The organism is Clostridioides sp. ES-W-0018-02, assembly GCF_020658175.1.
Lineage (GTDB): Bacteria > Bacillota > Clostridia > Peptostreptococcales > Peptostreptococcaceae > Clostridioides.
Genome location: NZ_JACVVY010000001.1, coordinates 329,091 through 353,173, shown reverse-complemented (window position 1 = coordinate 353,173; position 24,083 = coordinate 329,091). Strand labels below are relative to the sequence as shown.

Here is a 24,083-nt window from a genome sequence, read left to right as displayed (position 1 = left end):
GAGTAAAATAGAATCAAATATTTTTAAGCACAACAATAAAACTATCGCTTTATTTTGTTTACTTATTAAATTTGATTTTATTTACTCTTTTCCAGCAATACTTACATCAACGATTTTATGATATCAAGTACCCCGAACAACATCATCCTTTCATATTTTTATTTTATAGATTTATTGTATACTTACTATCTCTATTTGTCAATAAATTTCAGTTTAAATAATTTATAATATTAAATTAAAAAGTACACTATTGTATCTAAAATTAATCAAAAAAAGACAACTGAATATCGCTTGAATGTTTTAATTTTTCTTTCATTACTTTGTCATAACTACTTGATAAAGAATACTTATTTCTAAGTTGATTGACCATTTTATAAAGTTGGTTTTTATACTCTTTATTAGCTGAACCTGTACTGTACAATACTGATAATTTATCAAATAAATCAGGAAATTCTTTTTTAATGAATTCAAAAAAAACACCTCTAGTTATACCTCTTAAATACAGAGTTCCAGGTAGCACATAGTGTACATTACTTTCTTTTGCATATCTAAATAATGAATTTATGTTATCAAAATTATCTGTAATATAAGGTATGATTGGCATAATATGAAGACCAACTGAAGCGTTAGTTTTTCTAAATTCTTTTAACATTTCAAATCTTCTCATTGAATCTACTCCATTTGGCTCAATGAGCTTTTGTGTCTTTTCATCTACAGTCGTAATTGTAGATGCTATGTTAATATATGTAATTCTAGATAATTTATCAACCAAATCATAATCTCTTAAAATTAAATCCGATTTTGTAGAAATAATTGCTGGGGTTTTATATTTGATTAATAGATTGAATATTTCTGGCATAATTTTATACTCAGCTTCTATAGGTTGATAACTATCTGTCACTCCACCTATATTAATTACTTCTCGCTTCCACTTATTGCTACTCAATTGTTTCTCAAGCATTTCTACTATATTTGTTTTTACATAGATATCTTCAAAATAATTATTAGAATTAATATACTTATGTGAATAGATAGCATAACAATATTTACATGCATGTTCACATCCACGATAAATATTTAAATCCCATTTATATGGAATACTTCTTTTTAGTTTATTGCAAGCAGTTTCACAATTTATTGGAATATATTTTACTTTATTATACAAACAATCACCTCTTTACATCTAATAATATCATAATATTAAATTATAGTAATTAAAGTAAGTTATTACCATGCCATAATTCATAGTCATCACCGTATTTACAAAGTAATATATCCCATTCATTCATGGATATTCCTCCACACACTGCTTTTTCTTCTAAATTATATAGACATTGCTTTAAATATATTTCATTATGCCAATCTCTATATAAATTTTCTAAATTTAGATTATATACTACAGATACATCCATTGAGAAATTGTTATTGTTCCATTTTAGCATTTCTATAAACTTAGTTTCATTAGGTCTATAAGCCCTTTTTACCATTTCATCATGTACAACTTTAGCATAAAACTTAAATTCATCAATACTATAATTTAATACTTTATTTACTAATAGATGATTTGGAGTACCTTTTTTCTCTATAGAACCTTTTATAGCGAATAGTTCTCTCCATTGACTTACTAATTGATTTTTTGGTAATACATCAATCAAATCTTTATGCCATAATCTCATAATCTAACTCCTCACTATAAAATATTATCTAAATTTAGTACTTAAATTACCTTATAGTTTTACACGTTCAATAATTTTATCTGTAAAAACTATGCCATCCAAATGGTCTATTTCATGACAAAGACATTTTGCCATAAGTCCTGAACCTTTAATTATTATTTTCTCACCATTCTCATTTAAAGCTTGAACTGTAACTTTTTTAGGTCTTTTTAATTTTCCCCATACATCAGGAAAACTTAAACAACCTTCAACAACAATTTGCTCTCCTTCTTCTTTAATAATTTCAGGATTGACAAGTTTAATAAGTCCCTCTCCTAAATCTATAACAACTAAACGTTTTAATATTCCCACTTGGCATCCAGCTAAACCCCCACCATTTGGTGTATTGTACATGGTTTCTGCCATATCGTTTAATAGGTCTCTTATCTTATTATCTACTTTTTCTACATTCTTACTCTTTTTTCTTAAAATTTCATCGTCAAAAGTTCTAATCTCTCTTAGAGCCATAATATTCCCCCCTACTTATCTGAGCTCTTGATTTTCTCTCACTTTGTTCAAATAAAAATATACTTTCTATTGGTTCATTAAAAACTCTTGAAATATCATATGCTAACCATATTGAAGGTTCATTTTTTCCAGTCTCTATAGCATTTATAGCCTGCCTAGATGTTCCAACTAATTCTCCTAGTTGTTCTTGTGTTAACCCCAATTTTTCTCTTAATACCTTGATTTTATTTTTCATATATACTCCATTCATGTAATGTTAACCTTACATTTAAACTGTAACATTTTCTAATTTTTATGTCAAGTCAACCTTACATTTATTTTGATAATCTATTTAACTAGATATTTTTTTATTGAATTTTTTAAGTAATAAAACAATCCAAATTAATGATACAATAAATGAGATAAAAATATATATGTAGTTACTATCTTTAAATGCCTTTGCTAACCAAAATGATGGTAAGAAAAGTAAAATATATTGTATTTTATTTAAAATAAAAAATGGTGCTGGAATACCTAACATAAAAAGTCCTGATAACTTTGTAAGTGCCATACCTTCTAATTTATTTGATGATAAAGAAATTATTAATATTGATATAATAATTCCCTGAGTCAAAGATACTAAAGAAATTGCCAAATTTAATAAAAAAGAAATTTTAGTTAGCGAAAAAGTTAATAATAAAATTACTGTAATGGCAAAGGCTAATATAGCTGGTATTCCAAGTCTTGAAATAAGATAACCACTTTTTCCAATAGGAGTGATTATCAAATACTTTGAAATATTATCATCAATTTCTCCTAACATAACCATAGTAGAAACAAAAAAGAACATAAAAGGTGTTATAAAAGCTAAAAGCAAGTCAAATACTAAAAAATATGGTTCTAAAGTTAATTTATAATAAGAACTATCAATTAATATATTTTGAATTAATGGTATTCCAAATTTTATAAGTCCTCCACATAATATTGGAGAAATACATACTACAAAAAGCATAGCATCACCTTTTATTTGCTCAAATTCTTGTCTAAAAGCATTAATAATTTTTATCATAACTTTATACCACCTACCTTTTTCCAAATACTACAAACAAAATAATATGTTATAAAGTAAACTATTATAGTCATCAATATTAAAATTAATATATTAGTTACTAAAGAATTTTTATCTCCACTAATAAGAGAAATACATATATTAAAAGGATACAAGTTGGTGAATACACTTAAATCCATCAATACATTAATTATTGGTGGCACAAAGCAGACAATCTCAATAGAAATAGTTAAAACAATAAATTGATTTAAACTTGATGCTCTACTTGCAAGTATAAGCCCAAGTAATGAAAATATTATGGATGCAAAGAAAGTTCCCATAATTACTATCAAAATATTATTTAAATTTGCTGTAATTGCAATTACCATAGATACAATACTAGATATTATTGACAATGAAATCACTTTTGATAAAATATATTCTGATATTTTTGTGGGAGATACAGCTAGGGAATTTAAAACTCTTTGACTCTTCTCAAGAAGTACAATTGCTCCCATAAAAAATAGTCCCATTGCTGCTGGGTCAGAATAAATCATAATTATAGCTACCTTTTCTCTCAATAATGGTGGAAAGGCATTAAGCAAACAAATATATACAATACTTAAAGTAACATATAAAAAATAAAATCCATATTTAAATTGAAACTTTACATCTCCTAAGATAAGATTTTTTAATCTCATTGTAAATTCCTCCCTGTTATCTCAATAAAAATATCATTTAATGTCGGTTCACTGCTATGTATTGATAAGAGCTTATTTTCCTTAATAAGCATATTTAATTTTTTGTCATTACTAGTATCATTTAAAAAACATTCAGAAGTTTTTTCTTCATTATCAAAATCTTCATTATCAAAATATGTATATCTAATTTTAACAGCACCTTTTGACATAATAAGATTATGTGGTGTATCTAATGCAGATATTTTCCCATTTACAATGAATGCTACCCTATCACAAAGTTCTGTTGCATCCAACATATTATGAGTTGTTAAAATAATAGTTTTACCTTTAGATTTTTCTGACAAAATCATATTTTTCATAATCTTACTATTTGATGGGTCAAGTCCACTTGTTGGTTCATCTAAAAACAATATATCTGGATTATGTAATAAAGCTTTTATAAAATTTAGTCTTGATTTCATACCCTTTGAATATTCTGATATTTTTTTATTTGCTTCACTTTCTAATCCTACTGATTTTAGTAGTTCATCAATTGGTAAGAATTTTTTAGAATATAAAGATCCAAAGTATTTTAAATTTTCTATTGCAGTTAATTTTTCATATAAACTAGGAAATTCAAAATCAACGCCTATATTCTCATAAAATTTATTTGAATGTTTTTTGCTTTCTATTCCATTTACAAATACACTTCCTTCATAATTGGTTATCATACCAATTAGAATTTTTTGTAACGTTGATTTACCTGCTCCAGATGGTCCTAAAAATCCTAGTATTTCTCCTTTCCCTACTTCAAAATTAATATTTTGTAAAAATTTTTTATTTGTATAACTAAATGATAAATTATCAACTTTAATCATTTTTATCCCACCTTTTTATATATTTGACTATTTTAACTATATAGTCAATAAAAATCAATTTTTTTGTTTGTTAATACTTTTTAGTAAAAATATTAGCAAACAAGTTTAAGAATTTATTCCATAAGTTGTATAACTAGACCTCTTATCATCAATCTTAAAGCATCATCAAAGCAATTCTCACCAACTTCATGTTTGTATAACATAGTAAGAAATACTGCTCTAAACGCACCACTAAAGTTTTCTACACTTTTATTTTTTGCATTTGGAATATAAGATATCATCTTACTAATTTCAAAATCATCATGTTTAAAATGTTCTTCAATTATAGAATCTGGTAATTTTCGCATTAGTATTTCAAATTCTCCATTAATTAACAGATTTAAAATTGAAGTATCATCAACTAACTTATAAAATTTCATAAATATATCTGTCAACTGCTCATATGTAACACTGTCATCAAGTTTTTTTAATTCATATAACATTTGATTTTGTATTGAATCATGTATATCTCTCAATACTTCAAAAAAAAGTAATTCTTTAGATTTAAAAAACAGATAAAAAGTTCCTTTTGGAATATTTGCTCGTCTTACAAGCTCATCAACAGTAGTTTTTCTAATGCCATATTGCTCAATGCACAAACTAGCTTCTTCTTTAAGTCTTTTAACTATGTATTCTCTTTCTTTATCAGAATATGATTTAGGCATCCTTTCACCTCCTATTTGACTAAATTAATCTTTACAGTCAATATAATTCATTTCCACTTTAATGTCAATAAATTTCTTAATTCCATTAAAAATCTTCGAAAATTCTGAATTTTATATAGCTTTTTTTATGCTATAATGTTATAATTAAAGTATAAATAATATATTATTCTATTTTCATATCTATTTGCTTATTTTTTAACTTAGTTTCTAATAGCAGTAATCATATTTATCTTTTTAAAAGTTCCATTTTTAATAAAAAATGAAGGAGTTGATTTTATGACTACTACTACAAAAAATCGTTTTTATGATTTTGTTCAAGAAAACTTAAATAAATATGTTGAAGTAAATTCTTATTTTAGCAGTTGCCCTTTATATGGGGAAATTATAGAAGCAGACAGCTTATCAATTACACTTTGTTCAAGATATATAGACGAATCTAATCCATCTTTAAACGAGACTTACACACTATATTTACCACTTAGCTCTATAATAGCTATTAGAACTATATAAAAAAGTTAATTAAATACAGGTTGTTTTTATATAGGATGTAAGACTTTCTATATAAAAATAACCCTTTTCTATTTATACACTTAAAATATTAATACATATATTTAAAGCTGTAAATAGAATCTTATAATTATTGATTGTTTCAGTTATCAATAATTAAAATAACTATTTACAGCTTACATTTGACACTCTCTACTAGAAATATATTAATCTACTAGTATCTATCTTATTTAGCACTTTTTAATTTTACTAACTCCTTAAAGGCGTTTTGATTTGCACCTCCACCAACTTGAGTTGCTTTTTCTAAAGTTTTATTTTTAAGAACATCTTTTTGACTATCAGCTAATTTATCACCAACCAAAATTACTGGTGACGCATTTTTTGCTCCTAAAGGGCCAACTGCTAATCCATCTATTAAATCATTTTGACTCTTGATTCCATTTTTAACTACATATGCATTTTTCAAAGTATCTTTTTTATAAAAATTATCTATTATCTTTGAATTTGTTTCGTCTCTGCTACTACCAGATAATCTAGTGGGATTTTTAAGTTTACTTTCCAAACTAGTTGATAAAGATACTGTACCGCCAATAATATAAGACTTCTCTATATTTAGTGAGTTTAAAAATTCATCTGCTCCTTGTAATTCGCTTTTTTCATTTGCAAGTATAATTGGAATATTATTTTCTGCTGCGGCTGCACCTACACTAATTGCATCAGCCAAACCTTTTACACCATTTACAACAGCTATTTGAGAAACATTTTTTATACTATTTAGTTTTTGAGCTAATAGCAAGCTTGTCTTATATCTGTCACTTCCTGATATTCTTTCAGTTGATATATTTAAGTTTTTTAATTGTTGTTCAGTTTCTTTACTTATGGAATTTTCTCCACCTATTAAGTATACTTTTTTTGCACCTAATCTCTGTATTTCAGCTTTAGTTTTTGAATTCAAAGCTTCCTTTTGTGTTAATAGTATTGGTGAATTGATAGCAGATGTAAAAGGAGTTGCTGCCAATGCATCCACTATTGAACTTCCATTTACTAAAACTACATTTTCTGAAGAACTAAAGCCATTTTGACTAACTTTAATGGCAGTTTCATATCTATCACTACCAATTAAAGATTCATTTGGAATACTTTCCCCAGAAGATTTTTCTGTAACAGCTTTTATAGTAAAGTTACATGGATAAAACTTGCTATCTCTATTTATATCATAGAATTTTCCAGTACTATCTATAATGTAACTTTCTCCTAAGTTTGCTTTTGCTTTAAACGTATCGTAACCTGGAACATTTGATTCTGAACCTATAGTTGATTCTCCACTTTTATCTTCTATGCTAACTACTATAGCACCTTTTCCTTCTGGTATATCAAAAGAATCGATTGGAACTGTTATGTATCCCGAATATTGTGTAGTGCCCTCTTTTAATTTTTTCATGTTATTTTCTTGAGGTATGCTATTTACTACTGGAGCATAATATATTTCATACTTAGCTCCTATACTCTCAGTTAAAAACATTACAGACTTTAGAGTCTCATCTCCCCTATTAAAGTCAAATACATTTGCAGCTGTTATCTTGTTTGAAATTAAAGGAACAATACTTGCATAGTCATGTTGATACATTTTTTCATCATCATTTGGTTTTTGACCTCCTCTGATTGAGAAATTATCTATATCAGACATAAGAGTCTTATCTTCATAAGATATCCAGAAGTATCCACGTTCAGAATTATAATCTCCCCAACTATTTTTTATTAGCCATGCACCATTTTTTGATGGTCTATTGCTTGAATTAAAGTTATCCTTAGAATAATTGTCATCCCAACCTACAACTGAAATAGCATGGTTAGTGTTAAAACTTTTTGTTGGACAATAATATGAATTTTGGTCTTCACTTTGATACCTAATATCTTCATAATAACCTGATGTTACTGCTCCATACTGTAATATAGCATTTTTTGTAGAGTTCATATCATTACTTACACATACAGCATCTGTTACATTAAAGACAGTTGGTGCTGTATTCATATTAGCTGGTTTTGTTGCTCCTTGTGCTTTAGATATTTTACCATTATATGGAATATCTTTTTCCAATTTAGGACCTGACCAAGATGTTAAGTATCCCATAGCTTCATAATTTAAAGCACCATCCATATCATTTACAGTCCATCCATATTCACCTTCTGAAGCCCACCATCTTAAATGTTCTTCTGATAAATCATAGTCTCCATAATTCTTCAATTTCAGGAAACTTTCTAAAGTTGCCATAGCTGCAAAGTCCCAGCATATTCCAAGATTTTCTTGATTTTTTATTGATGTCATTAATCCTAACTTTCTTGGGTCATAAGATGCTGGAGCTGTTCTTCCTTTGCTTTGAACTTTAGTACCTTCCAATTGATATGGATTTGGTATAATACCATTATATTTTTCTGTACGTCCATTTTTAGCATCTTCTAGATATTGTTTATAGGTCTCACTGTATTCAGCTTTTTTTATCTGATTCAATGTATTTCCATTTTCAGCTGACACAGGAATCGTTGACATTACTAAAATAGAAATTAAAAATAATGCAATAAACCTTGATGCTTTTCTTGAAGCAAACTTTTTCATACTTTCTCCCCCTAACTTCGAGCTAATTTTTAAAGATTTAATACTATATATGACTAAATATTGATTATTTCTAAATATATAATCATTTAAATCAATTATACCAAAGTTTTCCTTTAAAAATAAATAGAATAAAATAAAAAGCTGAAATTATCTTGGATAACTTCAACTTTTTATTTTATTATTTAAGATATTTTTATTTAAATCCAATTACTGCAGCTCCTAGAGCTCCCATTATCTGAGTATCTTCTGCAATAAATATTTTTTTATCTAATATTTCTTCTATCATTTTTACTAACACTTTACTCTTTGCAAGGCCTCCAGTAAATGCAATTTCATCTACTATTTCTCCTCTTGCTAGCATTGATGTTGACTTATTTGCAATAGATTTAAGTATTCCTGCTGCTACATCTCCAGTAGAAATATTTTGAGCTAAGAGACTTACTATTTCTGACTCTGCAAAAACTGTACACATACTAGATATATTAACTGGTTCATTTCCTTGAGCTAGTGTATCAATACTTTCTATATCACTCCCCAAAAGATTAGAAGTAATTTCTAAAAACCTACCAGTACCAGCAGCACACTTATCATTCATTATAAAATTAAATACATTTCCATCTCTATCTAAATTTATAACTTTACTATCTTGGCCACCTACATCTAAAATAGTCCTTACATTCTCATTTAAAAAGTAAACGCCTCTAGTGTGACACGTTATTTCTGTTACTTTCTTATCAGCAAAGTCCATTACTCCTCTGCCATAACCTGTGCCTACTACTTTTTTTATATCTTTTTTATCAATTCCATCGCTTAACAACTCATAAACTTGTTTAGATGTACTTTTAGGGCTCCATCCAGTTGGTATAATTATTTTTTTGACAATTTTTTGACCATCAAATAACACACCTTTTGTTGCTACTGACCCTGAGTCCACTCCTATACTAAACATAAACCCTCCTATTATTTACTCCTATAACATCTCCACAAACGCTTCAAATCTAGTTCTTAATTGTTCAGTGTCTGATTTTGAATAATCAGTTTCAAGAGACATAAATGGCTTATTTTTTTCTTTTGTAACAAATTCTCTTACTCTGTAACTTTCTATATTAAATGTATGACAGGCTTGTAAAACTACATCTATTACACCATCTACATTATATTCATCTATTATTCTATCTAATAGTTCAATTCTATGGTCATTGTTCATCATACAAGAGCAACCTATATTTATGTATTTTTGTGTTAAAGCATCATACACATCTTCATTTTCTTCATCAACTAATAAATCATTTGATCTTATAGCTCCACAAAGTTCATATGCAACAACTGATGCTCCAGCATCTTCTAAAGTTTTAACTATTTTTTCACTTATTCCACCAATTGGAGAACCTGTTATAAGAATTCTTGGTTTATCTTTTGTAATTGGACATTCTCCTTTTTCATATCTTTCTTTCATATCATCTATAACTTTTCTTAAAGATTGTTTAAGTTCAGCACGGTCAAATTTAAAACCTGCTTGATATAGAACATTATGAAGTTCAAGACCTGTAAGTGCAGATGGCTGTAATTTACCAAGTGCATAAAACTCTTTTAGAAGTTCTCTTTCTTCATTCTTATCTTTTATAGCAGCTCTTATATCATCTTCTGTTATAGTCACTCCTAAAGACTTTTCAACTTCATCTTTTAATTTTATCATTTCATCTTTCCAAAGCTTATAAGCAAACTCACCTTTTGCAGTATTTGGTAAATGCATTACATATGTTGGTTTAACCTTTGCAAGTTCTTCATACATTTTTTTCTTGCCATCACAGGTAGTTTCTCCTATTAATAAATCAGAAAAATAGAAATATGGACATGTATCTGTTATTGCATGTCCATAACTTGATTTTATTAAAGGACAAAGATTTCTTGGTAACACTTTTTCTGCATCTGGAATTGGTTCTTCACTAACTCCACAAACACCTACTACTGTTGCTCCTGCTGCCATTGGAATTTCAACTGGAGTAAATGTACAGAACACTCCAACCATTTTTTTCCCACTTTCTTTAAGTTCCTTTGCATTTATAAATCCTTTTTGTCTAGCTTCATTAAAACTATCAAATTGTTTTGGTAAATTTGCCATGAAAACATTCCTCCCAATTACTTCTCTTTATAATTCATTTTGTATTTTAAACAGTAAAACTTAAATATTTCCATTAAAATACAAACCTCTACATTAGATTTTATCATGCTTTACCTTTCACTCATCATTGTTTTTATCAATGCAAATCAATATATATATAGATATATTTTATAGTCATTTTTAAAATTTTAACACTTATTAATTAAACTCTCTAATCCTCAATCTATAAGCAAATACTGCTGTTTCATGTAATTTATCAATTAATTTTCCATTCACATAAAATCCTACAAATGCTCCTATTCCAGGCATTAGTTGCAAAAATTTGGCTAAATCTAAATAGTCCCTGTATTCTTGCTGAAATGTTCTCCAATCAAAATCATTGATATCATTTGGTAAATTTTTTATATACTCATCCCAATTATCCATCAATTTAAATGTTGTATTTATATGAGATTGGCTAGAAAAGGCCAACTGCAATATATTTAGTATATAAATTCTTTCTCTATAGTCTTTGACATCATATCCATATATTGAAGCAACATCGTATAAAAATTTTATCTTAATACCTAAAAGTAGAGGAAAATCAGAAAGCCCTAAAAAAATCCCTCCAGCTCCTGTACCTGCTCCTTCAATCATTGCTGTAGTTTTATAATTTTTAGCCTTTTCATCAACTAGCTTTTCCCTTTCCTCTAAAGATATATTTCTAATTGGTGTCTTTGTCGCATATTTATATCCAAACAATACAGTTTTTGTCATTCCTTTTATTGAAGAAGTCATTATTTCATGGTATTTATCTGGCAAGACTCCATTGAATTTATTTTGTATACCTTTTGACGCCTTATCAAATATAGACGGTTTTTTTAATATATCTTTCTTCCATTGTTCTAATTCTTTTTTTGCTAATTCATTATAAGAAATCTCTTTATAATTTTTCAAATTTATCTCCTACTCTAAAATACAAATTTAATTAACTTACTTAATTGATTTAAAGTTATAGTTCATTTAACCTACTAAATTAGACTGTATAAATATTTTTTAGTCTCCTTATCTGCAAAACTTGCTTCTACTGTGTTTTTATAAATTATTTTATAGTCTTCTAAATTTAGATTAAATATATCAAATATTAGATTTAGTTCTGAATTTAAACTTATATCTGACACAGTTCTATTATCAGTATTTATGCTTACATTCAAATTATCTTTATAAAAATCGTAAAATGGATGACTTTTATAAGAATCTACTGTCTTAGTTTGTACATTACTGGTTGGACATATTTCCAGTAATACTTTTTTATTTTTAACTAAATCATATGCATCTTTTTCTCCATTAATTTTTATACCATGGCCAATTCTATCTGCCTTTAAAATATTTATAGCATCTAATACATTTTTTCCACTTGCAGCTTCTCCTGCATGTACTGTAACTTTATATCCATAATCTCTTGCCAATTTAAAAGCTTCTTCATATTCACTGCAAAATCCGTCCTTCTCTGGACCACATAAATCTACTGCTACAACACCTCTATTTATAAAAGATTTACCTGCTTCAATCACCAACAATGCCTCTTCTGAGGTCATTGTTCTCATACAACCTAATATTAAATTCCCTTTTACATCATAAATACTTTCAGCATCTCTAATTCCTTCAACCACACTTTCAATTATACTTTTAGCACTCAACCCATTTTGAGTATGAAGTAATGGAGCAAATCTAATTTCTATATATTTAATATTTTCTTTACTTACATCCTCCAAAAGTTCAAAAGTAATTCTTTTTAAACTTTCTTTAGATTGCATAACTTTTAGAGGTAAATCAAATTTTTTTAAATATTCATCAAGTGAAGTACAATCATGTGGAACTTTTGATAATTTTTTTATTTCATCAATATTATCTGATGGTAAGTCTATTTTCTCTTTAAGTGCTATATCAAATATAGTTTCTACTCTAACACTTCCATCTAAATGGCAATGTAATTCTATCTTAGGTAAATTTTCAAACATTTTATCCTCCTTTTATACTTATAAATAATATATTCTATTGATAAGTTTTTAAGTCTTATTTCTATTATAACAATATACTAAAATTTTTCATGTTAAAAGCTGTGTATTAGTAAAATATTCTCATTTAATTTATAATTATCTAATTATATCCATTGATTTTTTTTAATATACATTTATTAATATACATTTGATAGTAAAAATTCCATTACATAATAATTTAAATTATATAAAGGCAATTTTAAATTTTTAAATTACAAAGGAGGACTTATTTTGATTACTTTAACTTTTAATACTATACAAACTTTAACCTTATCTATGCTATTCTTTTTAATTGGTAATCTGTTAAAGAATAAGATTAAATTTTTAAATAACTTCTGTATACCTGCACCAGTAATAGGAGGTCTATTATTTTGTTTTTTAAATTTATTTCTTAAATACTTTCATATAGCAGATATCTCTGTGAGTGGAAACTTAATGCCAAATTTCATAACTTTCTTTTTTACAACTATTGGACTTGAAATAAGCATAAACCTTATAAAAAAAGGTGGTAGTGTATTATTTAGATATTGGATTTTATGTGGAATATTAGCATTTTGTCAAAATATCATAGCCATATCAATATCAAAAATTATAAAACTTGAACCACTTTTAGGACTTATGTGCGGTAATGTATCTATGGAAGGTGGTCATGGTTACTCGGCTGCATTTGGGCTTACAATAGAAAGTCTTGGTATAAATGGTGCAGTTGGAGTTGGCTTATCGGCTGCAACAATAGGTCTTATTATAGGCGGGATATTGGGATGCCCTGTTGCTAGATTTCTAATAGAAAAGTATAAATTGCAACCTTCAACAAAAGCAGATTTATCAAGCCTTAAATATAAAAAAGATTCAATGAGAGTAATGAATAATTTTTTTAGAAACAGGAATAAAATAATCCAAAATAACTCGTCCCAAAAGATAACTCCTACTATATTTTTGGAGCAAGTTCTTCTTATATTTATTTGTATAAATACAGGAGAAATTATAAGCAGAATATTTTATATGACATGTAACATTCTTTTACCTTCTGTTGTGACTTGTATGTTTTCAGCAGTTATTTTTAGAAATTTAAATGACAAAATAAATATACTGGAGTTAAATTTTAAACTTATAGAGTTTCTAAAAGAACTTTCATTAGGAATTTTTCTAACATTATCACTTATGAATATAGATTTATTTGAATTATCAACATTATTGCCTCCAATTCTTCTAATAGTAACTTTTCAAGTAATCTTTATAATTTTATTTTCAATCTTTATTTGTTTTAAGATACTTGGAAAAGATTTTGATTCTGCCATCATAATAAGTGGCTTAATTGGACATGGAATAGGTGCTACTCCAAATGCTTTAGCCAATATGAGCTCTTTAACACAAAAATACGGAGATTCTCCAAAAGCGTTTTTGGTTGTTCCCTTAGTAAGTGGTTTTTTACTAGATGCCATTAGTATCCCTTGTATACTATTTTTTATAAACATACTAAGCTAGTATGTTTATTTTTTGTTATATATTGACAATTTAGCTTTTTTATTATATATTATAAGTATAGAACTTGATAATGATTTTCATTAGGAGGTGTTAATAATGACTGTTTACAACTTAAAACTTGGACAAAAGGGAATTATAGATAATATAGCTGGGAATGAAAAACTTATGAAGAGACTTCTTGCTTTAGGATTAATAGATGGCACTGAAGTTGAAGTAAAAAAAATAGCCCCTCTTAATGATCCTATAGTGATTAGATTTAGAGGATTTGATTTAGCTATTAGAAAATCTGATGCAAAAAATATAAATTTAAAAAATAATTAATATAAAATAAAAATAAGAAAAGAGATTTTAAAATCTCTTTTTTTATTTGCATTAAAAACATTTGTATTAGAACCATAAGTAATCTTAAGAAGATAGCCACTGACATTTATATTTGTTATAAAATTTAAAATAGAAATTCATAAATAGTAGTTATAAAGCTATATTTAAATTTGTATAAATATAGTATATTTATTTACATTTAATATATTTATATAATTATTACTTAAGAATATAAAATACTAATTAATATTTCAACAAGTTGATTTTCTAGATACACTATATAGGTCTATTAAATTTTACTTTTAAATTTTTATCGTCTTGAACAAGACTATAAGTATTGTCCCATTGTTCTTCTTCATTGCTTTTTTCAAAAATATCATATGGTGTTTTTGCATTTTTATTATTAGAATTTTCTTCTTTTCTATCTAATGTACTATTCTTCACTTCAGAAACAGTATTTTGTCCTCCCTCTGACTCTTGTGCTTTCTTTTCTTTTAATTCTTGAATTTTACTTTCGATTTCTTTTATTTCTTTTTTTAAATTTTCTATTTTTGACTTAGCCATTTCATTATCAATACTTTTATCGTTTTTAACTTTCTCCAATTCTTCTTGCAATACTTTTTTTTGCTGTTCTAAACTTTGTATTTCACTTTGGTTATTACCTGAACTGTCTATATTAGACATCCTTGGTGTCTGACCACTTATACTTTCAATTTTCATTTTAGTAACCTCCTATTTCTATATGTTAAATTTTTCATTTATATATACTTTTATTTACATATATAATATTGGTTACAAATTCTATTTTCAAGTTAATCGTTCTGAAATGTCAGTATAGTGTAATGAAATAATTAGTAATATATTTATTTGAAAATAATCTGATGTATTCTCTATACTTATAGCTCCCTGGTATTTCTTAGCAACCTCTCTTATATTTGAAATTCCGATACCTGAACCACTTGTGTAATTATTTGCTGCATTATAACTATTCCTTATTTCTATCATAAAAAATCCACCATCTAGTTTAGTTGATAGTTTTAAATATCTATTTCGTTTATCTAAAAATTTACAAGCTTTAATTGCATTGTCAATAGCATTGGCAAATACTATACAGAGGTCAACATCATTTATACTAGTATTACTTGGTATAATTACGTCACAATCCACCTGTATTCCTAATTGTTTTGCTATGCTTAATTTATTGTTGAAAAGGGCATCAATTACAACATTTCCTGTATTACAAGAAAATGATAGGTCACTGGTTATTTTTTCGAGTTTATTTAGGTACTCTTGTGCTTTTAAAATTTCGCCTTTTTTTAGCAATCCATTTACAATAGCTAAATGATTATTAAAATCATGCCTAAAAGACATCGTTTGTGACAATCGAGATTTTGCTTCTTCAATGTAATTTTTTTGAGAATGAATTTGTTGGTTTAAAATCGCCTTATTTTTCTCTTCTTTTAAATATTGCATCAATTTCTTAAACTCAAATAAAGAGAAAAAAACACATATAATTCCAATTGAAGAAAAAAGGAAAGCTTGAATTTCTTTAGTAAGAGATGTATTCATTAATAATTTTACAGTTTGAAGTTTTGTATCGATATTTATCGTTGAACTTGAATAACCAGTATGCTCAAATGATTGCCAAAATAATATTATGAGTAACAATGGCATTATCAAAATTATTGAATATCTATCAAATTTTCCAGTTTTAATATTAAATTTTTTAGCACTATACCAATATATAAATCCAACTATTATAATCGTAATAAAAAATGAAATCTCTGTATTTATAACAAATTTATAAATATTTATATCTGTATTATTTATAAATAGTAAGTAATTAAATGGAGCTATAAATCCATATGCTAACTGCTCAATTATATATACTAATAGAGATAATACTATAGATAAAACTGTAGATTTTTTTATTACATACTTTACAAACAAAAAAGTCAGTAGAAAAAATATAAGCCGTGAATAAAATAAATTATATAAATTAAAATATGTATTTATACTAATTGACAAAACTGATACTAACAAGTATAAAATACAGTCCCCAAATTTCGACTTAGTATTTGTAAAACTAATTAGAAAGTAATATTGCAATGCTGCCATTAGACTTCTATCTACTGCAAAAACGAACAAAATACTATATTCTAATAATACATTAGAAGAAGATAAATTAGCCATGCTATCTCCTCCTATTTTTCATATTTTCAAGCATTGCTTCAGAAAATTCTTGTTGACGTAACCTAGAAACAGGTATCATATCTCCATTTTCCATAACTACATTACCATTTTCATAGCTATATACAGCTTGTAAATTAATTATATAACTACGATGACATCTAAAAAAATTTATTGGTAAACTTCTTTCTAGACTATCAATAGTTTCATAATAATCAATAATTTCTTTTTTTAAATGGATATAAATCTTTCTTTTTATAACTTCACAATATAAAATATCTGCTATTTTTAACCTCCAATATGAGTGCCCTTTTTGTATTGTTATATAATTTTTTTCATTACTATCCAGCTTTATAATTATTCTATCCATTGTCTTAGATAGTTTTTCATTAGATAATGGTTTGAGCAAATAATTTATAGCATCTACTTCAAAAGCATCATATACAAATTCCTTTAAAACTGTCACAAAAATTATAAAACAATCATTATCATATGACCTTAGTTTTTTAGCTGCTTGCATTCCATTAATACCTTCCATCTGTATATCTAAAAAGATAATATCAAATAATTTATGATTATATAATAGAGTCTCAGCTTTATCAAAAAGCTCTATATTATATAATAAATTATTTCTATTCATATATAGCTCTATATTTTCTTTTAAATCATTTAGCATATATGATTCATCATCACAAATAGCAATTGAAATCAATATGTAACACCTTCTTTCTCATATTATTTTATTATATAAAGTTAACTTCTTTCTTTCAATTAATCTGTTCTAGTATGCTTAATATATGTTCCAAAGTGAATAACTTTACGTTTCATAGTATATCTAATTTAAATTTATGTATCAATACTCTAAATTTAATTTTCCATTCTAGTAAATTTAAAAACACACAAATATATTTAATATTTTTAAATTACTTAATAAAAAAAGATATCATAAAATAATTTTTAAAAACTATTTCATGACATCTATTTTAATTTAAGTGTTGTGCTATATTTTTATTATTCAAATACTGTTTGGCCTTCTACATCTTCTTTTAATGAATTTAAGGCTTTTAAAACTATGTTCTTTCTAATTTTTTTACTTTCTTCTTCTCCTAGCTTTGGATTCCCAAGTGGGTATGGTATACCTACTGCTGGAACAATTCTATTTGCTCCTATTGTAAGTGATATTGGTACTACAGTACAAACATGGACAACTGCTATACCTGCTCTTTCAATCTCTTTTACCATCGTTGCTCCACAACGAGTACAAGTGCCTCATGTAGATGTTAAAATTACAGCCTCTACTTTATCTTCTACCAATTTTTTAGAAAATTCTTCTCCAAATCTCTTAGAATTACCCACACTTGTTCCAGTACCTGTAGTGGTTATAAAGTAATTTGCCAACTCTCCAATCACACCATCTTTTTCAAATTCTCTAACCACATCTAATGGCACAACTAAGTTTGGATTTTCAAGTACATATGCTCTATCATAACCTCCATGTATAGTTGTAAAATCTTTATTTGACATAGAATTCATACCTGTTAAATCATAAATACCATACTTAGTAGCACTTGAAGATTCGATTTTATCTGGATTATCAGTTGGAACTATCCCCCCAGAAGTTACTAATGCAAGTTTTATTTTAGATAAGTCTTTGATAGCCTCTACAGGTGTAACTCTATCGAATTCTGGCATTGGATATTCAGTTTCAAATTGTTCTCCATTCATTTTCTTAACCAGCATTTCAATTGCTCTTTCAGAACCTCTAAATTCATGGAAGAAATTTTTTCTTATTCCCCTCATTATATATCCTTCTACTTCGGGAGGTCCTACTTCTTCGCCCTTAACTAATTTAATCCCTAGTCTTGACATTATTGGAACTACCTTTCTAAGACTAGCTGCTGAATTTCCTGTGGCTATTATGTGTAAATCTAGTTTAAACATATCTACACCTGGATTTTCTTTATACATTCCTGTAACTACAGGAATATTTAATTCTTCTTCAACAGCTTTACAAATAGTTCCACAGGCTACTCCATATCTCCCTGCATTAAATGCTGGCCCTGCAATAAATAAATCAGGTTTTTCTTCTTTTATCATTTTTAAAAGTTCTCTAGTAGCATTTTCAATATTTTCTCCAAAATATGTGTCTCCACAAATTACAGTTGAAACTATCTCTGCTTCATCTTTGAATTGACTTTGAAATGCCATTCCAGGTCCTACTACTCCCTTTCTTTTTTCTGGTTGAATATCTGCTTTTTCTTCTCCTCCTATACCAGCAAAGAAATTATTTATATAGTGAACAACTCTGATTTTACTCATATCTTAATCCTCCAAATTACTTTATAGTTATTACATCAATTAAATTAATAATAGTATTAACAATAACCTATACTCAAATATTTATTTAATAATATCTTGCTGTCAAATGATTGTAACCATTTGCTATAGTTGATGCTATTATAATCTGTAATTCTGCATCCATACTTCCATCCTCATTTAAGCATCCTTTATATCCACCAATCATCATTTCAACATAATCCAAAGTTCCTATAACTTTTTTCATAGCAGGAAAATGGACTACTAAGTTTCCCTGACCACAAGAAACAAGTGCATCTGCCTCTTTAGTAGCATCTGCTATAGATTGACTCTTTCCATCTTTTCCAGGAAACTCATCAGTTATTAAAACTACACTTGCTCCAACTTCACTACATTTTCTACAATTCATCATAAGGTCAGTGTCTGGATTTCCGTATCCTTCTTCTGTCACTAATACTCCATCAACCCCTAAAAATTCCACTAACTTTGCAACCATATCAGAACTTCTTTCTTTGTCAACTAAAAATACGTTTTCATTAGTTAAAATTACACCTATAAAATTCAAGTCTTTTCCATGTCTTTTATATAAGTCATGTATAACTGGATTATTTAAATGGTGAAAAGTAGTCACTTTATCACATGGTGCAACACAATTACCAGATATTATGGCTCCATCCATTATTTCACTTGGATACATAAATGTTGGAACTATTTGTTTAGCATCAACTCCATAATAATAAGTATCATGTAAAAGTCCCTGTGATTGCAACATATGAACATATGCTACTGTTGGTAGGTCTGGATATTCTTTCACTTGTTTTAATAGTGGTTTTGTTTCATATACTATTATTTCATCTGGTTCAATTTCCTTGCCTGCTTCTCCTATATAGGCACCTATCTTTAATCCAACTATTCTAGCTGCTTCTTCATAATCATGAGTTTCTATTCCCTCTTTTGCTTTTATAACAATACATACATTATTTGTTTTTGAAAAAGGTGTATATTTAGCAGTAGGACCACTCATATCAATTACACCTTCCTGAAACCCGACTATATTTCCACAAGTTATAACACAAGCTCCTGAAAGGACATGAGTTCTTCCACTTCCTACAGTCTTTACTTTGTTAATAATTCCAGGAAATATTTTGCTTTCATCTCCAATTTTAACCCTAGGTTCTATAACATCTTTAACTGGTGCTATTCTTATTGATTCACCAGGTCTCGCAAGTTCAACATTTACACTTACAATTCTTTCATCTTCTAAAGCTATCTGTTCTATTTCTTTACCATTCACATATAATATGCCATCTTTTACTTCTGTTTTCTCGCCAAATTCAACATTTTTTATAAATATATTCCCTAGCTCTAGCTTCATATGAAAATCCCCCTTAATACATTTAATCGCAATTAAAAATATCTATTATTACGTTTATTTATATATAAAGCATTTTATATGCCAATTATTTAAAATATAGCTTTTTTATGTTAATGCCATAGATATTTTCATTTTTTACTTATATAAACATTGAATTTACCTATAATTATTGTAAGTCTTAAATTTTAAAATTATAATAAAAAAAATAAGTAGAATTTTTCTACTTATCTTTTAATAATTGTGAGAAATTTTTTGCTCAGTATATGAGAAGTTTTTTTCTCACTTAATATTGTACTCTGATATTTTATTAGTTAATTGTCTTCTGCTAATCTCCAATTTTTTTGCTGTATTTGAAATATTATTTCCACATAGAGATAGAACCTTTTCAATATATTCACACTCAAATTCTTTTCTTATTTCTCTTAGAGGTCTAATACTTATTTTATCATCTATGTTTGTATTGTTTGATATTAAGTTTAAATTATCTTTTGATAACTTACTTCCTTCACTTAAAACTACTAATCTATTGATTATATTTTTTAATTCTCTTATATTACCTGGATAATCATAATTTATTAAAAAATCAACTACTTCTTTATCAATTGAGGATATTTTTTTATCATGTTCAATCTGGTATTTATTTAAGAAAAAGTCTATAAGTGTATTTAAATCCTCTCTTCTATTTCTTAAAGGTGGTATAGTTATTGTTATTGTACTTATTCTATAAAAAAAATCTTCTCTTATATTACCATTTAGTATTTCTATTTTAGGTTCTTTATTCATTGCACAAATTAATCTAAAATCAACTTTAATAGACTTGTTGCTTCCTATTCTCTCTATAGATTTATCTTCAAGTGTCCTTAACAATTTTACTTGTACATTTAGAGGTATATCTCCTATTTCATCTAAAAATAAAGTGCCCTTATTTGAAAGTTCAAATCTGCCTTTTCTATTATCTACTGCTCCAGTAAAAGAACCTTTTTCATGTCCAAATAACTCAGATTCTAATAAGTTTTCAGAAAAAGAACAACAGTTTACAGGTACAAATATTTCATCTCTTCTTGGACTTAGACTATGTATATATCTAGCTAAAACATCTTTTCCTACACCAGATTCTCCAAGAATTAGTATATTTACATCTTTACAAGCAGCCTTTTCTGCGATTTTTATTATATTATTAAAATCCTTATTTTTAGATTCTAAAGTAAAGTCCAAATTATTTTTTTGTGTACAAACTACTTCTTTTTCTGTTTTTACTTTCTCAATTTCTTCTAATAAAGTTTCAATAGGATTGCTTTTTATAAAATAAGATAAAGCTCCTCTTTTCATGGCTTCAACTGCATTTTCAATACTTCCATATCCAGTAACTAATATAACTTCTATATTTTTATTAATAGATTTAATTTTATCTAAAAGTTGTACTCCATCCATGTTTTTCATCATAACATCAGACAAAATCAAATCATAATTTTTATTTTTTTTGATAATACTCACAGCTTCTTCTCCACTTAGTGCTATATCTACCACATATCCATTCTTTTGCAAAATTTTTTTCATTATTGTCCCATACTCTAATTCATCATCAACTACTAGTATCTTCATCATATAGTCACCTCTTTATTTAGTGGAATTTTTATATAAAAACAAGTACCAACTCCCAATTGACTTTTGACACTTATATCTCCGTTATTCTTTTTAATCTCATTATATGTAATATACAATCCTAATCCAGTTCCTTCACCAATCGGCTTTGTAGTATAAAAAGGATTAAATATATCCTTTAAAACGTTTTCTTTTATACCATCACCATTGTCTTTAAAATCTATAAATAAACAGCGCTCTTTCACATAGCAATTTATAATAATTTTACCGCCTTTATGTACTGCATCTACTGAATTAGATATTAAATTTATAAATACATGTTTTAAAGACTCTCCATTTATGTAACACACTAAATCCTTATTGCAGTTTATATTTATTTCAACATCTTTTAACTGTAAAACTTTATACTGAAGCTTGACTATATTTTCAATAAAATTTCTTATATTTATATTTTCTAAACTATCATCTGATATTCTTGCAAAATTTAATAAGTTCGTTATTATATTACTTGCTCTATCTACATTACTTTCTATTGATTTTACACAATCATTTACCTCTTCTATAGTGACATTATCTTTTAAAAGATAACAATTATTTCTTATTATTCCTAGAGGGTTTCTTATCTCATGTGCTACTCCAGAAGCTAGTTGCCCTATAGATATCATTTTATTATCTCTCAACAACTTTGCTTCTATTATTTTATCATTAGTTATGTCTTTAATTAAAGCTACTATATATTCAACATTATTTTTTTTATATTCTACAGGGAAAGTACTTATTTTCAAAATTTTATTACTCAATTCTATTTCACTTGTTTCATGTGTATTTTCAGAAAATGTATTCTCAATAATATTTTTTATTATATCAATTAATTCTTCTTTTTTATATTGTGTCTCATTGATAAAATCATAGAATACTTTATTTGATTCAACTATATTGTAATTGTCATCTATAAGCATTATTATGTCTGTGATACTATTAAATGTAGCCTCTAAAGCCTTCTTATTTTCTATTACTTCTTCTGTTTTCCTTCTTATTTCTATTTTTAATAAAGATGTATAACTATAAAAAATATAAATAGATATCAAAATTATGCCTATAAAAATATAAATGATTGGTATGACTCCTCTATCATATAATACATCATCAACTTCATTATATATAGAATACCATTTTTTATTTAAATCTTTATATACACCATTTTTCTGAAGTTTAAAAATTCCCTTATTTAAAATACCAACTAATTCTTCATATTGTTTAGGAACAGCGAGAACTGCCTTTTTGGTATAAATAGGAGTATTTAAAATACTATATTTATCTGAAAGTTCATAGTTTATTACATAGTATTGTAGTACTGGTTCATCACCAACAACTACATCTACTTTACCTGACATTAAATAATTGACTCCAGTCTTTATATCTGGAGTCAACACAATATCTATATTATCAACTCTTTGTTTCAAAAAGTTTATAGAATAGTCACCCTCTGGTATTGCTATTGTTTTTCCTTTTAAATCTCTATAACTATTTATATTCTGTGATTTTTTATCTTTCAATATATTTGCGCTTAACGTATAAATTGGGTCAGTAAATACAAACTTATTTGCTCTTTCTTTTGATGGAATTAAGTCAAAAAATCTTATACTATCATCTACTGGATTTACAAAGGATTCTTTCCACCATGTATTTGGTTTAAAATAGAAATCTCTACCTATTTGGATTGATAGGGAATTAATTAAATCAACAACAATTCCTTTGTATTGACCATCTTCTTGACCTTTATATCTAAGAGGAGGAGAGCTCTGGTCAGAACTATAAACTAAATTTTCATGTTTTTTTAGCCATTGTTTTTCCTCTTCTGTAAATGGAAGTGATTTCTTAACATATTCAAATATATTCAAATTATACTCCATACCTACATACATATTTGCGAGTGAAACTACAACTAAAAATGAATAAATAATCCCTATAATTACTATCTTTTTTTTATTCACCTTAAAACTCCAATCTTTCTTTTTTATATAAATTCAATATTTAATA

23 protein-coding genes are annotated in these 24,083 nt (G+C 26.8%); 3 read left to right on the top strand and 20 right to left on the bottom strand.

Annotated features, from left to right (window positions below; all coding sequences use genetic code 11):
* Nucleotides 1–262 precede the first annotated feature (262 nt).
* The 8 genes from IC219_RS01720 to IC219_RS01685 all read right to left on the bottom strand — a co-directional run bounded on the left by IC219_RS01720 (nucleotide 263) and on the right by IC219_RS01685 (nucleotide 5,472).
* Nucleotides 263–1,165, bottom strand: coding sequence for a radical SAM protein (locus tag IC219_RS01720; protein ID WP_227831010.1), 903 nt, complete (start codon nucleotides 1,163–1,165; stop codon nucleotides 263–265).
* A 49-nt stretch (nucleotides 1,166–1,214) separates the two neighbouring features.
* On the bottom strand, nucleotides 1,215–1,676 hold the full coding sequence (locus IC219_RS01715; protein WP_227435873.1) for a pyrimidine dimer DNA glycosylase/endonuclease V: 462 nt from the start codon (nucleotides 1,674–1,676) through the stop codon (nucleotides 1,215–1,217).
* A gap of 51 nt (nucleotides 1,677–1,727) precedes the next feature.
* Entirely contained in the window at nucleotides 1,728–2,183 is a 456-nt protein-coding gene (gene def, locus IC219_RS01710; protein ID WP_227435871.1) for a peptide deformylase, read from the bottom strand.
* Nucleotides 2,164–2,418, bottom strand: coding sequence for a helix-turn-helix transcriptional regulator (locus tag IC219_RS01705; protein WP_227483153.1), 255 nt, complete (start codon nucleotides 2,416–2,418; stop codon nucleotides 2,164–2,166). Before IC219_RS01705 ends, def begins: the two co-directional genes overlap by 20 nt.
* A gap of 96 nt (nucleotides 2,419–2,514) precedes the next feature.
* The gene (locus tag IC219_RS01700) at nucleotides 2,515–3,231 is read right to left on the bottom strand and encodes an ABC transporter permease (protein ID WP_227831011.1); all 717 of its coding nucleotides are present in this window, start codon (nucleotides 3,229–3,231) and stop codon (nucleotides 2,515–2,517) included.
* Nucleotides 3,228–3,911, bottom strand: coding sequence for an ABC transporter permease (locus IC219_RS01695; protein WP_227831012.1), 684 nt, complete (start codon nucleotides 3,909–3,911; stop codon nucleotides 3,228–3,230). Before IC219_RS01695 ends, IC219_RS01700 begins: the two co-directional genes overlap by 4 nt.
* Nucleotides 3,908–4,768: an ABC transporter ATP-binding protein gene (locus tag IC219_RS01690; RefSeq protein WP_227853312.1), complete on the bottom strand. Its 861-nt coding sequence runs from the start codon at nucleotides 4,766–4,768 to the stop codon at nucleotides 3,908–3,910. Before IC219_RS01690 ends, IC219_RS01695 begins: the two co-directional genes overlap by 4 nt.
* Nucleotides 4,769–4,881: 113 nt before the next feature.
* The gene (locus tag IC219_RS01685) at nucleotides 4,882–5,472 is read right to left on the bottom strand and encodes a TetR/AcrR family transcriptional regulator (RefSeq protein WP_227823843.1); all 591 of its coding nucleotides are present in this window, start codon (nucleotides 5,470–5,472) and stop codon (nucleotides 4,882–4,884) included.
* 276 nt (nucleotides 5,473–5,748) lie between these two features.
* Here IC219_RS01685 and IC219_RS01680 point away from each other — a divergent pair, with 276 nt between their 5' ends.
* Nucleotides 5,749–5,982 (top strand): ATPase, encoded by a 234-nt coding sequence (locus IC219_RS01680; RefSeq protein ID WP_227433254.1) that lies wholly within the window; start codon nucleotides 5,749–5,751, stop codon nucleotides 5,980–5,982.
* 223 nt (nucleotides 5,983–6,205) lie between these two features.
* Here IC219_RS01680 and IC219_RS01675 read toward each other — a convergent pair whose 3' ends face one another.
* The 5 genes from IC219_RS01675 to add form a co-directional block, all read right to left on the bottom strand.
* Entirely contained in the window at nucleotides 6,206–8,593 is a 2,388-nt protein-coding gene (locus tag IC219_RS01675) for a cell wall-binding repeat-containing protein (RefSeq protein ID WP_227433253.1), read from the bottom strand.
* 193 nt (nucleotides 8,594–8,786) lie between these two features.
* Entirely contained in the window at nucleotides 8,787–9,542 is a 756-nt protein-coding gene (locus IC219_RS01670; protein WP_227433252.1) for an acyl-CoA dehydratase activase, read from the bottom strand.
* 21 nt (nucleotides 9,543–9,563) lie between these two features.
* A complete protein-coding gene (locus tag IC219_RS01665) occupies nucleotides 9,564–10,715 on the bottom strand; it encodes a double-cubane-cluster-containing anaerobic reductase (RefSeq protein ID WP_227483213.1) in 1,152 nt (383 codons plus the stop codon).
* 198 nt (nucleotides 10,716–10,913) lie between these two features.
* Nucleotides 10,914–11,651: an EcsC family protein gene (locus tag IC219_RS01660; RefSeq protein ID WP_227433250.1), complete on the bottom strand. Its 738-nt coding sequence runs from the start codon at nucleotides 11,649–11,651 to the stop codon at nucleotides 10,914–10,916.
* A 74-nt stretch (nucleotides 11,652–11,725) separates the two neighbouring features.
* Nucleotides 11,726–12,715, bottom strand: a complete 990-nt coding sequence (add, locus tag IC219_RS01655) for an adenosine deaminase (RefSeq protein ID WP_227831052.1) — start codon at nucleotides 12,713–12,715, stop codon at nucleotides 11,726–11,728.
* A gap of 270 nt (nucleotides 12,716–12,985) precedes the next feature.
* Between add and IC219_RS01650 the strand changes: the two genes are divergently transcribed.
* Both IC219_RS01650 and IC219_RS01645 read left to right on the top strand, forming a co-directional pair.
* The gene (locus tag IC219_RS01650; RefSeq protein WP_227831053.1) at nucleotides 12,986–14,239 is read left to right on the top strand and encodes a sodium/glutamate symporter; all 1,254 of its coding nucleotides are present in this window, start codon (nucleotides 12,986–12,988) and stop codon (nucleotides 14,237–14,239) included.
* A 96-nt stretch (nucleotides 14,240–14,335) separates the two neighbouring features.
* A complete protein-coding gene (locus tag IC219_RS01645) occupies nucleotides 14,336–14,560 on the top strand; it encodes a FeoA family protein (RefSeq protein WP_003423664.1) in 225 nt (74 codons plus the stop codon).
* A gap of 276 nt (nucleotides 14,561–14,836) precedes the next feature.
* Here the strand turns inward: IC219_RS01645 and IC219_RS01640 are convergent, their stop codons facing one another.
* The 7 genes from IC219_RS01640 to IC219_RS01610 form a co-directional block, all read right to left on the bottom strand.
* Nucleotides 14,837–15,280 carry a FlxA-like family protein gene (locus tag IC219_RS01640; RefSeq protein ID WP_227433245.1) on the bottom strand — a complete coding sequence of 148 codons (444 nt, stop codon included), beginning with the start codon at nucleotides 15,278–15,280 and terminating at the stop codon, nucleotides 14,837–14,839.
* An 87-nt stretch (nucleotides 15,281–15,367) separates the two neighbouring features.
* Complete coding sequence (locus IC219_RS01635) at nucleotides 15,368–16,753, bottom strand: sensor histidine kinase (RefSeq protein WP_227831054.1); 1,386 nt, start codon at nucleotides 16,751–16,753, stop codon at nucleotides 15,368–15,370.
* Nucleotide 16,754: 1 nt separating this feature from the next.
* The gene (locus IC219_RS01630) at nucleotides 16,755–17,462 is read right to left on the bottom strand and encodes a LytR/AlgR family response regulator transcription factor (RefSeq protein ID WP_227831055.1); all 708 of its coding nucleotides are present in this window, start codon (nucleotides 17,460–17,462) and stop codon (nucleotides 16,755–16,757) included.
* 299 nt (nucleotides 17,463–17,761) lie between these two features.
* Nucleotides 17,762–19,069, bottom strand: a complete 1,308-nt coding sequence (grdF, locus tag IC219_RS01625) for a sarcosine reductase complex component B subunit beta (RefSeq protein ID WP_227433242.1) — start codon at nucleotides 19,067–19,069, stop codon at nucleotides 17,762–17,764.
* Between the two features lie 85 nt (nucleotides 19,070–19,154).
* A complete protein-coding gene (grdG, locus tag IC219_RS01620; RefSeq protein ID WP_227433241.1) occupies nucleotides 19,155–20,441 on the bottom strand; it encodes a sarcosine reductase complex component B subunit alpha in 1,287 nt (428 codons plus the stop codon).
* Between the two features lie 279 nt (nucleotides 20,442–20,720).
* Nucleotides 20,721–22,046, bottom strand: coding sequence for a sigma-54-dependent transcriptional regulator (locus IC219_RS01615; protein ID WP_227433240.1), 1,326 nt, complete (start codon nucleotides 22,044–22,046; stop codon nucleotides 20,721–20,723).
* Complete coding sequence (locus IC219_RS01610) at nucleotides 22,043–24,037, bottom strand: ATP-binding protein (protein WP_227831056.1); 1,995 nt, start codon at nucleotides 24,035–24,037, stop codon at nucleotides 22,043–22,045. Before IC219_RS01610 ends, IC219_RS01615 begins: the two co-directional genes overlap by 4 nt.
* Nucleotides 24,038–24,083 lie beyond the last annotated feature (46 nt).

What these genes read in the sequence shown, in the direction of transcription:
- IC219_RS01715 (WP_227435873.1), bottom strand. Translation starts at nt 1,676, where the DNA reads ATGAGATTATGGCATAAAGATTTGATTGATGTATTACCAAAAAATCAA.
- def (WP_227435871.1), bottom strand. Translation starts at nt 2,183, where the DNA reads ATGGCTCTAAGAGAGATTAGAACTTTTGACGATGAAATTTTAAGAAAA.
- IC219_RS01705 (WP_227483153.1), bottom strand. Translation starts at nt 2,418, where the DNA reads ATGAAAAATAAAATCAAGGTATTAAGAGAAAAATTGGGGTTAACACAA.
- IC219_RS01700 (WP_227831011.1), bottom strand. Translation starts at nt 3,231, where the DNA reads ATGATAAAAATTATTAATGCTTTTAGACAAGAATTTGAGCAAATAAAA.
- IC219_RS01695 (WP_227831012.1), bottom strand. Translation starts at nt 3,911, where the DNA reads ATGAGATTAAAAAATCTTATCTTAGGAGATGTAAAGTTTCAATTTAAA.
- IC219_RS01690 (WP_227853312.1), bottom strand. Translation starts at nt 4,768, where the DNA reads ATGATTAAAGTTGATAATTTATCATTTAGTTATACAAATAAAAAATTT.
- IC219_RS01685 (WP_227823843.1), bottom strand. Translation starts at nt 5,472, where the DNA reads ATGCCTAAATCATATTCTGATAAAGAAAGAGAATACATAGTTAAAAGA.
- IC219_RS01680 (WP_227433254.1), top strand. Translation starts at nt 5,749, where the DNA reads ATGACTACTACTACAAAAAATCGTTTTTATGATTTTGTTCAAGAAAAC.
- IC219_RS01675 (WP_227433253.1), bottom strand. Translation starts at nt 8,593, where the DNA reads ATGAAAAAGTTTGCTTCAAGAAAAGCATCAAGGTTTATTGCATTATTT.
- IC219_RS01670 (WP_227433252.1), bottom strand. Translation starts at nt 9,542, where the DNA reads ATGTTTAGTATAGGAGTGGACTCAGGGTCAGTAGCAACAAAAGGTGTG.
- IC219_RS01665 (WP_227483213.1), bottom strand. Translation starts at nt 10,715, where the DNA reads ATGGCAAATTTACCAAAACAATTTGATAGTTTTAATGAAGCTAGACAA.
- add (WP_227831052.1), bottom strand. Translation starts at nt 12,715, where the DNA reads ATGTTTGAAAATTTACCTAAGATAGAATTACATTGCCATTTAGATGGA.
- IC219_RS01645 (WP_003423664.1), top strand. Translation starts at nt 14,336, where the DNA reads ATGACTGTTTACAACTTAAAACTTGGACAAAAGGGAATTATAGATAAT.
- IC219_RS01640 (WP_227433245.1), bottom strand. Translation starts at nt 15,280, where the DNA reads ATGAAAATTGAAAGTATAAGTGGTCAGACACCAAGGATGTCTAATATA.
- IC219_RS01635 (WP_227831054.1), bottom strand. Translation starts at nt 16,753, where the DNA reads ATGGCTAATTTATCTTCTTCTAATGTATTATTAGAATATAGTATTTTG.
- grdG (WP_227433241.1), bottom strand. Translation starts at nt 20,441, where the DNA reads ATGAAGCTAGAGCTAGGGAATATATTTATAAAAAATGTTGAATTTGGC.
- IC219_RS01615 (WP_227433240.1), bottom strand. Translation starts at nt 22,046, where the DNA reads ATGATGAAGATACTAGTAGTTGATGATGAATTAGAGTATGGGACAATA.